The sequence below is a fragment of the Ensifer adhaerens genome, from assembly GCF_013283195.1.
In the GTDB taxonomy this organism is placed as follows: Bacteria; Pseudomonadota; Alphaproteobacteria; order Rhizobiales; family Rhizobiaceae; genus Ensifer; species Ensifer adhaerens_G.
Map to the genome: position 1 here is coordinate 201,034 of NZ_JABEKT010000001.1, position 13,070 is coordinate 214,103.

General features: G+C 62.5%; 13 protein-coding genes. 10 read left to right on the plus strand and 3 right to left on the minus strand.

Features of this window, described 5'->3' with window-relative positions; translation table 11 throughout:
• The first annotated feature begins 57 nt into the window (after positions 1 to 57).
• From LPJGGPFB_RS00960 to LPJGGPFB_RS00975, 4 genes are all read left to right on the plus strand, one after another.
• Positions 58 to 567 (plus strand): prolyl-tRNA synthetase associated domain-containing protein, encoded by a 510-nt coding sequence (locus LPJGGPFB_RS00960; protein WP_173418326.1) that lies wholly within the window; start codon positions 58 to 60, stop codon positions 565 to 567.
• A gap of 59 nt (positions 568 to 626) precedes the next feature.
• Positions 627 to 1,604: a thioredoxin gene (trxA, locus tag LPJGGPFB_RS00965; RefSeq protein WP_173418327.1), complete on the plus strand. Its 978-nt coding sequence runs from the start codon at positions 627 to 629 to the stop codon at positions 1,602 to 1,604.
• A 125-nt stretch (positions 1,605 to 1,729) separates the two neighbouring features.
• A complete protein-coding gene (locus LPJGGPFB_RS00970) occupies positions 1,730 to 2,410 on the plus strand; it encodes an LON peptidase substrate-binding domain-containing protein (RefSeq protein ID WP_173418328.1) in 681 nt (226 codons plus the stop codon).
• A gap of 10 nt (positions 2,411 to 2,420) precedes the next feature.
• Positions 2,421 to 2,609, plus strand: coding sequence for a Trm112 family protein (locus LPJGGPFB_RS00975; RefSeq protein WP_077500831.1), 189 nt, complete (start codon positions 2,421 to 2,423; stop codon positions 2,607 to 2,609).
• Between the two features lie 226 nt (positions 2,610 to 2,835).
• Here the strand turns inward: LPJGGPFB_RS00975 and LPJGGPFB_RS00980 are convergent, their stop codons facing one another.
• Positions 2,836 to 4,050, minus strand: a complete 1,215-nt coding sequence (locus tag LPJGGPFB_RS00980) for a ubiquinone biosynthesis hydroxylase (RefSeq protein ID WP_173418329.1) — start codon at positions 4,048 to 4,050, stop codon at positions 2,836 to 2,838.
• Positions 4,051 to 4,135: 85 nt separating this feature from the next.
• Between LPJGGPFB_RS00980 and tesB the strand changes: the two genes are divergently transcribed.
• The 6 genes from tesB (at position 4,136) to LPJGGPFB_RS01010 (ending at position 11,681) form a co-directional block, all read left to right on the plus strand.
• A complete protein-coding gene (gene tesB, locus LPJGGPFB_RS00985; RefSeq protein WP_173418330.1) occupies positions 4,136 to 5,026 on the plus strand; it encodes an acyl-CoA thioesterase II in 891 nt (296 codons plus the stop codon).
• 230 nt (positions 5,027 to 5,256) lie between these two features.
• Complete coding sequence (locus LPJGGPFB_RS00990; RefSeq protein WP_053249175.1) at positions 5,257 to 5,595, plus strand: P-II family nitrogen regulator; 339 nt, start codon at positions 5,257 to 5,259, stop codon at positions 5,593 to 5,595.
• A gap of 28 nt (positions 5,596 to 5,623) precedes the next feature.
• A complete protein-coding gene (locus tag LPJGGPFB_RS00995; RefSeq protein ID WP_173418331.1) occupies positions 5,624 to 6,988 on the plus strand; it encodes an ammonium transporter in 1,365 nt (454 codons plus the stop codon).
• A gap of 244 nt (positions 6,989 to 7,232) precedes the next feature.
• Positions 7,233 to 9,899, plus strand: a complete 2,667-nt coding sequence (locus LPJGGPFB_RS01000; protein ID WP_173418332.1) for an FtsK/SpoIIIE family DNA translocase — start codon at positions 7,233 to 7,235, stop codon at positions 9,897 to 9,899.
• Positions 9,900 to 10,035: 136 nt separating this feature from the next.
• Positions 10,036 to 10,695: an outer membrane lipoprotein carrier protein LolA gene (locus tag LPJGGPFB_RS01005; protein WP_173418333.1), complete on the plus strand. Its 660-nt coding sequence runs from the start codon at positions 10,036 to 10,038 to the stop codon at positions 10,693 to 10,695.
• A gap of 179 nt (positions 10,696 to 10,874) precedes the next feature.
• The gene (locus tag LPJGGPFB_RS01010; RefSeq protein WP_173418334.1) at positions 10,875 to 11,681 is read left to right on the plus strand and encodes an exodeoxyribonuclease III; all 807 of its coding nucleotides are present in this window, start codon (positions 10,875 to 10,877) and stop codon (positions 11,679 to 11,681) included.
• A 47-nt stretch (positions 11,682 to 11,728) separates the two neighbouring features.
• Here the strand turns inward: LPJGGPFB_RS01010 and LPJGGPFB_RS01015 are convergent, their stop codons facing one another.
• Positions 11,729 to 12,184, minus strand: a complete 456-nt coding sequence (locus LPJGGPFB_RS01015; RefSeq protein WP_173418335.1) for a cyclic nucleotide-binding domain-containing protein — start codon at positions 12,182 to 12,184, stop codon at positions 11,729 to 11,731.
• Between the two features lie 113 nt (positions 12,185 to 12,297).
• On the minus strand, positions 12,298 to 12,981 hold the full coding sequence (locus LPJGGPFB_RS01020) for a response regulator transcription factor (RefSeq protein ID WP_077500839.1): 684 nt from the start codon (positions 12,979 to 12,981) through the stop codon (positions 12,298 to 12,300).
• Positions 12,982 to 13,070 lie beyond the last annotated feature (89 nt).

Here is a 13,070-nt window from a genome sequence, read left to right on the forward strand (position 1 = left end):
GGCCGTTTTCCCCTAAAGCAGACTGGAAAAAAATCGATCGCCAGGAGAATCACCCCGATGAACGACGCGCAACCGAAGACCGCGGACGACCTTTTCCGCTTTCTCGACGATCTCGGCATCGAGCACAGCACAAAAAAACACGAGCCCGTGTTCACCGTGGCCGAATCGGTGGCGCTGCGTGACGAAATTCCCGGCGGCCACACCAAGAACCTGTTCGTGAAGGACAAGAAGGACAACTACTTCCTTTTGACCGTCGAGGAGCACGCGACCGTCGATCTGAAGACGGTGCACCAGGTCATCGGCGCAGCCAGCAAGGTTTCCTTCGGCAAGCCGGAGAAGCTGATGGAGTATCTCGGCGTCATCCCGGGAGCGGTCACGGCACTCGGCGCGATCAACGATACCGGCGGCAACGTCAAGGTGATCATCGACGAGGAGCTGATGGCATTCGATGTGATCAACTGCCACCCGCTGTCCAACGACGCGACGACCTCGATCGGCTCGAAGGACCTGTTGCGCTTCATGGAAGCCACGGGACATGAACCGCTTGTCTTGAAAGTGACAGCCTGACATACGATCTTTGGCGCGAATGCAGGAAGCCGGATCGAGAGCCGGCGAGGAGAGAAGTAATGACGGGCAACGACAATCCCTATGCAGGGTCCTTCGGCAACCAGATGACCGCTTCGGCTTCCTTCGGAGGCCAGCCGGCCGCAGCCGCGCCCCCAAGCGGCGATCTGATCAAGGAAACGACGACCGCCAACTTCGCCAAGGATGTGCTCGACGCGTCGCGCCAGCAGCCTGTTCTCGTCGATTTCTGGGCTCCCTGGTGCGGTCCGTGCAAGCAGCTGACCCCGGTGATCGAAAAGGTCGTGACGGAAGCTGCCGGCCGCGTGAAGCTCGTCAAGATGAACATCGACGACCATCCATCGATTGCCGGACAGCTCGGCATCCAGTCGATCCCGGCCGTCATCGCCTTCGTCGGCGGGCGACCGGTCGACGGCTTCATGGGGGCGGTGCCTGAGAGCCAGATCAAGCAATTCATCGAAAAGGTCGCCGGCCCTGCCGTCGACGACAGCAAGGCCGAGATCGAGGCCGTGCTCGCCGACGCCAAGGCTCTGCTGGAGACGGGCGATGCCGAAAACGCCGCCGGCCTCTTCGGCGCGGTGCTGCAGGCAGATCCGGAGAATGTGGTGGCGATTGCCGGCATGGTCGATTGCATGATCACCCTCGGCCAGATCGCCGAAGCGCGCGAAGCGCTTTCGAGCCTGCCGGACGATCTTGCCAAGGATGCCGGCATCAGCGCGGTTGCCAAGAAGCTCGACCAGATCGAGGAAGCCCGCAAGCTCGGCGATCCCAATGCTCTGGAACAGCGCCTGGCAGCCAACCCCGACGACCATGAAGCCCGCCTGATGCTGGCCAAGATCCGCAACGTCGAAGGCGACCGCAATGGCGCGGCGGATCACCTGTTGACGATCATGAAACGCGACCGGGCTTTCGACGATGACGGCGCACGGCGTGAGCTCGTCTCTTTCTTCGAAGTCTGGGGTCCGAAAGACCCGGCGACGATCGCCGCCCGCCGCAAGCTCTCGTCGATCCTGTTTTCCTGAACCACGCAGCAAGATCGGTGCGTTTTTCCCTTGAGATTTTCAAAGGGCGCACCATTTCTTGATCTGGTTGGCCACGCAGCGATGCGTGGCGGGGGCGAGACCGGACATCTGCAAGGTCGATCGGAATGCATGTCGGAAATGCACGTTATCTAGGTCCGCAGGACTTGCCGGAGATCATTCCGGTGTTTCCGCTGACCGGCGCGCTGCTTTTGCCTGGCGCGCAGTTGCCGCTCAACATCTTCGAGCCGCGTTATCTGGCGATGCTCGACGATGCCCTTTCCGGCAATCGGCTGATCGGGATCGTGCAGCCTTCCTTCTGCGAAGGCCGCAACGATATCGGCGTCGGGCCGGTTCCAGCACTCTGTCAGGTCGGCTGTATCGGCCGCATCACCTCCTTTGCCGAAACCGGCGACGGCCGCTACATCACCTCGCTGACGGGCGTGTGCCGCTACCGGTTGTTCAACGAAGTCGCCGGCACGCGCGGCTACCGCCGCTTCCGCATCGGCCCGTTCACCGCCGACCTTGAAAATCGCGACGACGAGGGCCTGGTCGACCGTTCGGCGCTGCTGGCAGCCTTCCGGGCCTATCTGGAGGCCAACAAGCTCAAGGCCGACTGGGAGAGTGTGGAGCGCGCCAGCAACCGCACGCTGGTCAACTCGATGGCAATGATGTCTCCCTACGGGCCGGCCGAGAAACAGGCGCTGCTGGAAGCACCCGACCTCAAGACCCGCGCCGAAACGCTGATCGCCATTACCGAGATCGTGCTAGCGCGCAATTTCGGCGATGTCGACAATATCCTGCAGTAAGCGAGGGCTCGTGGACGTCAACGCCAGCAAGGTCGATCCGAAACTGCTCGAACTGCTCGTCTGCCCGCTGACCAAGGGCCGGCTCAGCTATCACGCCGAAGCGGGCGAGTTGATTTCGGAAAAGGCGCGGCTCGCTTACCCCATCCGCGATGGCGTGCCGATCATGCTGATCTCCGAGGCGCGCAAGATCGAGGACTGACGCTAGGCTGCCGGCCAAGCGCCGAATACGCCCAACTGCCCCTCATCCGGCCTGCCGGCCACCTTCTCCCCGCAAGCGGGCAGAAGGAAATCCGCCGCACGCTCGGTGCCAAGTCTCTTCTCTTGGATGTGGCGCCATCGCCGCGCACGCAACCAAATCCCCTCGCCCCGCCTGCGGGGAGAGGGCTAGGGTGAGGGGCAAACCCAGGAATGCCGCGCTTTGCAGATCAGATCGGCTGGCCGGAAAGCAGCCGCGGGTCCGCATCGCCGGCAATGCCGGCCGCCTGGCGGATGAAGAAGCTTTTCAGCGACGGTAGTCGGTCGACGAGCCCAAGGCCGAAATCGCGGGCGATCCGGACCGGCGTGATGTCGTTCGAAAACAGCCGGTTGAGCACATCGGTCGTCACCCCCATGCGGAACGTGTCGAACCGGCGCCAGCTCTGGTAACGCTCGAGAATGGCCAGCGAACCGATGTCGAGCCCAAGCCGGTCGGCCTCGACGATCGTCTCGGCCAGCGCCGCCACGTCCTTGAAGCCGAGATTGAGGCCCTGGCCGGAGATCGGATGGATTCCGTGGGCGGCATCACCCGCAAGCGCAAACCGCGGCTTGACGAAATCACGCGCCAGCGTCAGGCCGAGCGGAAAGGCGCGCCGGCCGCCGACGACCTTGAGATGGCCGAGCCGGTGGCCGAAGCGGCGCTCCAGCTCTTCCTCGAACAGGAAATCGTCGCCCTTGACCAGCCGCTCGGCATCCGCCGTTCGTTCGGTCCACACCAGCGACGAGCGGTTGTTCTTGAGCGGCAGCGTCGCGAAGGGGCCGGCGGGCAGGAAATGCTCCTCGGCCGTACCCTCATGCGGGCGCTCATGCTCGACGGTGGTGACGATACCAGACTGGCCGTAATCGAACTCGACCGTCTTGATACCGGCGGCATCGCGCAGCTTCGAGCGCACGCCGTCGCAGGCAACCAGCAGCCGGGCTTCCAGCTGTTCGCCGCCGGCAAGCGTGACCGCAACCGCATGATCTCCGCTCTCGAAGGTTTCGACCATCGTCGATTGACGCACCGTCACGCCAAATTCCTCGCAGGCGGCGCGCAGCGCGCCGACCATGGCGGTGTTCGGCACCATATGGGCAAAGGGCCTGCCCTCTTCGCCTTCGCCGTCGAAGGTGAGAAACACGGGGCGCACCGGATCCGACGTCTTCGAATCGGTGATGACCATACGTCGGATCGGTTCGGCCTCCGGTGCGATCGCCTGCCAGACGCCGAGAACGTCGAGCATGCGTTCGGCGGCGGAAGCGACGGCCGAGGCACGCTCGTCGCGCTTCCAGGCCCCTTCCGGCGCGCCGTCGATGACGGAGACCGCAAGATGCGGCGCCGCCTTCTTCAGCGATACCGCGAGCGAAAGGCCGACATAGCCGCCACCGGCAATCAACACATCGATCATCCGCTTTCTCCCGTCGCACTTGAGCATCGTTTCATGCCTATATAGATCAATGCCATCGCCGTTCCTACCTTTGGAGACAGCCGAAATGTCGCGCCCCACTGAGACCGCAACGCCCATGGATGCGCTGCTTGCCACACTCGACCTCGAAAAGCTCGAGGAGAACCTGTTTCGTGGCCGCAGTCCCCAGGTCGGCTGGCAGCGCGTTTTCGGCGGCCAGGTGATCGGCCAGGCGCTGGTGGCAGCCCAGCGCACCGTCGACGAGGGTCGCTACGTGCATTCGCTGCACGCCTATTTCATGCGCCCCGGCGATCCCTCGGTGCCGATCATCTACGAGGTCGACCGGATCCGCGACGGCTCCAGCTTCGCCACGCGCCGTGTCGTCGCCATCCAGCACGGCAAGGCGATCTTCTCGATGTCGGCATCCTTCCAGTACGACGAGGACGGCTTCGAACATCAGATCGACATCCCCAACGTGGCGATGCCGGAAACCCTGCCGGGCGAGCAGGAACTGAAGGACAAGTTCCTGGCGCATGCGCCCGAAGCGATCCGCCGTTATTGGGAGCGGCCGCGGCCGATCGAGATCCGCCCGGTCTCGCTCAGCCATTATTTTGCGCGCAACGACGGCAAGCCGACACAGGACGTCTGGGTCAAGGCCGTCGGTCACGTGCCCGACGAACGTCACCTGCAGGCGGCCGTACTTGCCTACCTCTCCGACATGACGCTGCTCGACACCTCGCTCTATGCCCATGGCACATCGGTGTTCGATCGCAACCTGCAGGTTGCAAGCCTCGATCACGCCATGTGGTTCCATCGCCCCTGCCGGATGGACGACTGGCTGCTCTACACCCAGGACAGCCCCAGCGCCCATGGTGCCCGCGGCATGACCCGTGGCAGCCTTTTTGATCGTTCCGGCGTTCTGATCGCCTCGGTGGCGCAGGAAGGCCTGATCCGGAAAAAGGCACCTGAACAAAAATAAGGCGCTTAATCTTTTCTGCCTATTTTTTAATCTTCTAAAATGACGATTTTTTAGCGCGTCGCGGCACACATGCCGCGCGTGATAATTTTTCCATGCCTTTTCATAGTCTTAGCTCATCACAACGAATCTGGCACGCCCCTTGAATGTAGCTGTCCGGTTGCAAGGCGCTTTTAGCGTTCGCAGCAAGGAGAGATGGCCTCCGGCCGGAGGCGAACAAGGATGGGAAACCGATGAAAATTGTGATGGCCATTATCAAGCCGTTCAAGCTCGATGAGGTTCGTGAAGCCCTCACTGCTGTTGGCATCCAGGGCCTGACCGTAACCGAGGTCAAAGGCTACGGCCGCCAGAAGGGACATACCGAAATCTATCGCGGCACCGAATACGCCGTGAGCTTCCTGCCAAAGCTGAAGATCGAGATCGCAGTCCCCTCGGAAGTCGTCGACAGGGCCGTGGAAGCGATCGCCGCCGCCGCCAAGACCGGCCAGATCGGTGACGGCAAGATCTTTGTCTATTCGATTGACCATGCCGTGCGCATCCGCACCGGCGAAACCGATTCAGAAGCGTTGTAAGCCACGCCGTTCAGGGAGCACTATTTCGATGTCGTCAAGCAAACTTTCTACCTCTCTGGTCAGGATCGGCGCAGCCTCTGCCGCCCTTCTTTCGCCGGTCGTCGCCTTTGCCCAGGAAGCCGCACCGGCAGCAGCCGCTGCCACCGCCGCAGCCCCCGTTCCCGATAAGGCCGACACGGCCTTCATGTTCATCTCCACCCTGCTCGTCTTCTTCATGCTGATCCCAGGCCTCGCGCTGTTTTATGGCGGCCTCGTGCGCGCCAAGAACATGCTGTCGGTGCTGATGCAGTGCACGGTCATCGGCGCAACGATGATGATCGTCTGGGTCGTCTACGGCTATTCCTTCGCCTTCGGCGGCTCGACCAGCCCCTACTTCGGCGGCTTTGCCAAGATGTTCCTGGCAGGCGTCTCGACTGACAGCACGTCGGCCACCTTCTCAGAAGGCGTGGTCATTCCGGAATACATCTTCATGCTGTTCCAGATGACGTTCGCGGCGCTGACGCCGGCCCTCATCATCGGTGCCTTTGCCGAGCGCATCAAGTTCTCGGCAGCCGTGCTCTTCTCCGTTCTCTGGGCAACCTTCGTCTACTTCCCGATCGCCCACATGGTCTGGGACGGCAACGGCCTGCTCTTCGGCATGGGCGCTCTCGATTTTGCCGGCGGCACCGTCGTTCACATCAATGCCGGCGTCGCTGGCCTCATCGGCGCAATCATGGTCGGCAAGCGCACCGGCTTCGGCAAGGACATGATGGCACCGCATTCGATGACGCTGACGCTCGTCGGTGCGGCGATGCTGTGGTTCGGTTGGTTCGGCTTCAACGCCGGCTCCAACCTCGAGGCATCCGGCGGCGCGATGCTCGCAACCGTCAACACCTTCCTTGCAACCGCAGCGGCCATCCTCTCCTGGTCGGTCGTCGAAACCTTCACCCGCGGCAAGGCCTCGATGCTGGGTGCCGCTTCGGGCATGATCGCCGGCCTTGTTGCCATCACGCCCGCTGCCGGCATTGCCGGCCCGATGGGTGCAATCGTCATGGGCCTGATCGTTTCGCCGCTGTGCTACTTCTTCGTCTCGGTGGTGAAGAACAAGTTCGGTTACGACGACACCGCTGACGTCTTCGGCGTTCACGGCGTCGGCGGCTTCTTCGGTGCGCTGGCAACCGGCATTTTCGCCTCGTCGTCGCTCGGCGGCATCGGTTATGCCGACGGCGTCACCATGGGCGGCCAGTTCATGACCCAGCTCACCGCCGTTGCCATCACCATCGTCTGGTGCGGCGTCGTCTCGGCCATCCTTTACAAGGTGGTCGATGCGATCGTCGGTCTTAGGGTTTCGGTCGAAGCCGAACGCGAAGGTCTCGACCTCTCGTCCCACGGCGAAGCCGCCTACCACAGCTAAGCCAATCGCGGCGCCATCGACAGGCGCCGCTCACCGTCCCGTCGCGGTCCGTCTGATGCGGATCGCCTTTGGCCCGGATCGAGAGATCCGGGCTTTTTTTGCTGAATTTCAGCGCTTGCGGGCCGCCGCCCACCGGTATTTTAGCGGCACACGCGCATGGTTAATGTCGCATTAACCGTGCTTCGCTTAGGTTGATTCCATGGCGCGCAATGTGCCTAGAAGATCGAGACGGGCAGCAGGCAACATGAGCAGAAGCAATCCGGCAGCGCTTGACAGCCGTTCCAACCGGTTCGTGCTAACAACATTCGTTTGGCGACAGATCGCGTCGCTGGCGGGCTTCGCGCTGTTTGGCGCGCTGGCGCTGGCCATCGCTGCGCTGTCGACATGGAACGTTGCCGATCCGAGCTTCTCCTACGCCACCTCGGACGAGCCGACCAACGTGCTTGGTTATGCAGGCGCAGCGTTCGCCGATATCTTCATGCAGTTCTTCGGGCTTGCCAGCGTCGTCGCCCTGCTCCCGGCCGTTGCCTGGGCACTGGTGCTGATCGGTGGCAAGCGCTTCGACAAGATCGTCAAGCGCCTCGCCCTCTGGTTCGTCGGATCGGTGCTTGCCGGCGCTGCTTTGAGCTGTGTTCCGGCGCCGATCACCTGGCCGCTGCCCAATGGCCTCGGCGGCGTCTTCGGCGACATGATCCTGCGTTTTCCCGCGCTTTTCATCGGCTCCTTCCCGACCGGCACCTTTGCCACCGTCCTTGCTTGCATCTTTGCCGCCCCTGCCGCCTGGTGCCTGATCTACAGTGCCGGCCTGATCGGTGTCGGCGAGGAAGAGGACGAAGACGAGATCGAGGAACCGACGCCGAGCAAGGCGCGCACCGTGCGCGACGAACTGGACGAGGACGACAGCGAAGGTCCCTTCACGCTGCTGATGGGCTCGTTCGCGCATATGCGCTACACCGTGCAGGCGCGCGTTCGCCGTATCTTCGGCATGAGCGGCACCCGCACCCCGACCAAGCGCCAGTACGACGAACCCTACGATTTCAACAATGACGAATTCGGCACGCTGAACGAGCCGGCCCGGCCGAAGCCGATGGCTGCCGGCGACCGCATCGAACCGTCGCTCGACCGCTCCGAACGCCGCATCGTCACACCGCCACCGATCATGGCCGACGATGATGACGATATGCCCTTCATGGATGAGCGTCGCCCTGCCGGCATTCTGCCCGATGACGAGGATGACGACGTCGCATCCGATTGGGCACCAAAAGCCGCACCGCCGAAGCAGGGCCTGGCGAAGGCCGGTTCGCGTGTTGCCACGCCACCGCCTCGCCCGAAGACCAGCCAGCGGCTCGAACGCGAAGCGCAGCGCTCTTTCGTCGAGGACGACGACGGCGATTTCGCGCTGCCGCCGATGCATTTTCTCGCCGAGCCGAAGAACGTCACCCGCGACGCCTCGCTCTCCGCCGATGCGCTGGAGCAGAACGCCCGCATGCTGGAAGGCGTGCTGGAGGACTTCGGCGTCAAGGGTGAGATCATCCACGTCCGCCCCGGTCCGGTCGTCACCCTCTACGAACTGGAACCGGCGCCGGGCATCAAGTCCTCCCGCGTCATCGGCCTTGCCGACGACATCGCCCGCTCGATGAGCGCGATCGCTGCCCGCGTCGCCGTCGTCCCCGGCCGCAACGCCATCGGCATCGAACTGCCGAATCAGCGCCGCGAAACCGTCTACCTTCGCGAGCTGATCGGCTCGCGCGACTTCGAGACCTCGAAGGCGCGCCTGGCCATGGCGCTCGGCAAGACCATCGGTGGCGAACCCGTGGTCGCCGACCTCGCCAAGATGCCGCATCTGCTGGTTGCCGGCACGACCGGCTCGGGCAAGTCGGTGGCGATCAACACGATGATCCTGTCGCTGCTCTACCGCCTGCGTCCCGACCAGTGCCGCCTGATCATGATCGACCCGAAGATGCTCGAACTCTCCGTCTATGACGGCATTCCGCACCTGCTTTCGCCTGTCGTGACCGACCCGAAGAAGGCGGTCGTCGCGCTCAAGTGGACGGTGCGCGAGATGGAAGAGCGCTACAAGAAGATGTCGAAGATCGGTGTGCGCAACATCGACGGCTTTAACACCCGCGTCGAGCAGGCGCTGGCCAAGGGTGACGCGATCACCCGCACGGTGCAGACCGGCTTCGACCGCCAGACCGGCGAAGCGATCTACGAGACCGAAGAATTCGATCTGTCGCCGATGCCCTATATCGTCGTCATCATCGACGAAATGGCCGACCTGATGATGGTCGCCGGCAAGGACATCGAAGGTGCTGTGCAGCGGCTGGCGCAGATGGCGCGCGCCGCCGGCATCCATGTGATCATGGCAACGCAGCGCCCCTCGGTCGACGTCATCACCGGCACGATCAAGGCCAACTTCCCGACCCGCATCTCCTTCCAGGTGACCTCGAAGATCGACAGCCGCACCATCCTTGGCGAACAGGGCGCCGAGCAGCTGCTCGGCATGGGCGACATGCTCTACATGGCCGGCGGCGGGCGTATCCAGCGCGTGCACGGGCCGTTCGTGTCCGACACCGAAGTCGAGGAAGTCGTCGCCTATCTCAAGACCCAGGGCACGCCGCAGTATCTCGACGCGATCACCGAAGATGACGACGAGGACAGTGATGGCGGCGGCCCGGCCGGCACGTCCAATCTTGCCGATTCCGACGACCCTTATGACCAGGCCGTGGCGATCGTCCTGCGTGACGGAAAGGCCTCCACATCCTACGTGCAACGTCGCCTCGGGATCGGCTATAATAGGGCCGCGTCGCTGATCGAGCGCATGGAGCAGGAAGGCATCATCGGCCCGGCGAACCACGCCGGCAAACGAGAAATCCTCGTGCCCACGGAAGCGGATATCACCGGCCGGTAAACCCGGCTCCTGTCACGGGCGATGTTCAAAGCCCGGTAACGGTCATGTGAGAGCGCGGCCCGCCGAAGGCCATGAAAAACGCCTTGAAGGTGCCGCACTTGCGCTCCAGATGATCAAGGAAATGAAGGAGACTGCGATGACAGAGACGAAAACCACCCAAGGCAACAATCCGGCGATGTCGCGCCGTGTATTCGTTGGTGGCCTTGCGGCGCTTGCGGGCATGGGTGGTGCCGGTCTCGACATCACGAAGGCCTTTGCGCAGGCCACGGGCTCCGCCCAGAAGATCGCCGACCATTTCTCGTCCGTCAAAACCATGGCCGGGGAATTTGTGCAATTCGGGCCGCGCGGCGAGCAGACCGGTGGCAAGTTCTACATCCGCCGCCCCGGCCGCATCCGCTTCAACTACGAGGCGCCTTCGCCCATGCGGGTGATCGCCGACGGCAAGTCGGTGGTCATCGGCAACATGAAGCTGAAGACCTGGGACATCTACCCTCTGTCGAAGACGCCGCTGAACCTGTTGCTCAGCGAACGGATCGACCTGACCGGCAAGATGGTGCGCGGCGTCAAGGAAGAATCCGACCTCATCACCATCGTGCTCGGCGATCGCTCGATTTTCGGCGATTCGACCATCACCATGATGTTCGACCCGAAGACCTACGACCTGCGCCAGTGGACGATCACCGATGCGCAGAAAAAGGACACCTCGGTGATGATCTTCAACGTCCAGACGGGCATGGCGCTGGACGACAAGGTATTCAAGATCCCCTACGACGAAGTGCGCAACAAGGGCCGCTGACGGCCTTTTCGTCAGCCGTGCTTGTGGACATCGGCCGCCTTCTGGCGGCCTTTTTCATGCCTTCCTTGTCGCCGGCCGCCGGACCTGCTTAAACCGCTCGGACATCGAGAATACACCCGTCCTGAGCCGGCTTCCCATTGGTCGAACGCCCGGACCCACCCGATCATGGGGAATGCGCAATGGCCCTTTCCGTCGCCACGTGGAACATCAACTCCGTTCGCCTGCGCATGCCGCTGGTCGAACACCTCCTGAAGACTTGGCAGCCCGATATTCTCTGCCTGCAGGAAACCAAGTGCCCCAACGACCAGTTTCCGTCGAAGCCGCTGAAGGCGCTTGGATACAACCATATCGAAATGCACGGCCAGAAGGGTTATCACGGCGTCGCGACGATCTCGCGGCTGCCGCTGCACGAACTCAGCGATCGCCGCGACTATTGTGGCGTCGGCGATGCGCGCCACCTCTCGGTGGTATTTGAAGCGGGCGGCAAGAAGATCCGTCTGCACAATTTCTACGTTCCGGCCGGCGGCGACGAACCGGACCGCTCGATCAATCCGAAGTTCGGCCACAAGCTCGATTTCGTCGATGAAATGAAGCTGCTGCACGCCGAAGCCGAGGCCGGCATCTCGTCGATCCTCGTCGGCGATCTCAACATCGCTCCGCTTGAAGACGACGTCTGGTCGCACAAGCAACTCCTGAAGATCGTCAGCCACACGCCGATCGAAACCGAAGGCCTGACCTCGGTGATGACCGGCGGCGCCTGGGTCGATCTGATGCGCCAGCATGCGCCATCACCGACCAAGCTCTACACCTGGTGGAGCTACCGCGCGAAGGATTGGGAGGCCGCCGACCGCGGCCGGCGCCTGGACCATATCTGGTCTTCGGCCGACCTCGCGCCGAAGCTCACACAGGTGGATATCCTGCGCGAGGCACGCGGCTGGGAGCGACCATCGGACCATGTGCCGGTGATCGCGCATTTCGATATCTGACTGTGAAGCCTCAAGCGCCTGACGTTCGACCGTTTATCGGGAATATGTCAGGCGAAGCGGCCGGCGAGCACCCCAGCGCGCCTGATCATCGCCTGCAGGTTCTCGCGGATGCGCGCCTCGACGAGGGCGGCAACTTCCGGGTACTCCTCCAGCATGCGCCGGAAGAGCGGGCGATTGATGCGGATTACTTCGCTGTCTTCGTCGGCGGTGGCGGTGAACTTGCGCTCCACCATTGAGATCAGCGCCAGCTCGGACAGAAGCGCGCCGCGACCGACGGTGGTGATCTCTTCCATCGCGCCATCGGCATTGGCCTTCGAAAGCGAGAGACTGCCGCTGGCAATGGCAAACGCGCAATCGGCCGGCGCACCTTCGCGAAACAGCTCCTGCCCCTTGAACACCCGGCGACGCTCCGCACCAAAGGCGATCAGCCTCAGCTTGTCCTCGCTGATATCGGCAAAAAGCGGCACGTTGGACAGAAGAACGATGTCGTCGTTGAGCGCCAAGCGGCTAACCTCCCTGAATTACGACGCTTTCGGGCTCGGTACCCAAGAGCATCGCAATCGATGCAAATAGTCTGGAGCGACTGACATACGGAAAATCATCCGACGTCGCCGCCTCACGGAACGATCTTGTAGCCGCCGTTCTCTGTCACCAAAATCTCGGCATTGGAAGGGTCGCGCTCGATTTTCTGGCGAAGCCGGTAGACATGCGTTTCGAGCGTGTGCGTCGTCACGCCGGAATTGTAGCCCCAGACTTCCTCGAGCAGCACGTCGCGCGTCACCACTTTCTGGTCGGCACGATAGAGGTAGCGGATGATCGCCGCTTCCTTTTCGGTCAGCCGGATCTTCTGGCCGTTTTCGAGCGTCAGCAGCTTCTGGCTGGGCTTGAACGTATAGGGACCGACGCTGAACGTCGCATCTTCGCTCTGCTCGTGCTGGCGTAGCTGCGCGCGGATGCGCGCGAGCAGGACGGCGAAGCGGAATGGCTTGGTGACATAATCGTTGGCACCGGCTTCGAGACCCAGGATCGTATCGGAATCGGTATCGTGGCCGGTAAGCATGATGATCGGCGCCTTGAAGCCACCCTTGCGCAGGAGTTTGACCGCCTCACGCCCATCCATGTCGGGCAGCCCGACATCCATGATCAACAGGTCGACCTGCTGGGCGCGCGCCGCCTGTATACCCTTGCCGGCAGAGGCTTCCTGGAGAAGATCGAACTCTTCGTAGAGCGAAAGCTGCTCGACCAACGTTTCGCGCAGGTCATTGTCGTCATCGACAAGAAGAATGGTACGGGTCGCCATGGGACAATTCCTGTTTGCTTCCGGTTTCAAACTAGCTCAAATGCCCGTGTTGGCAAGCGAACCGGTTTTGGAACCGCGTTATATATGCA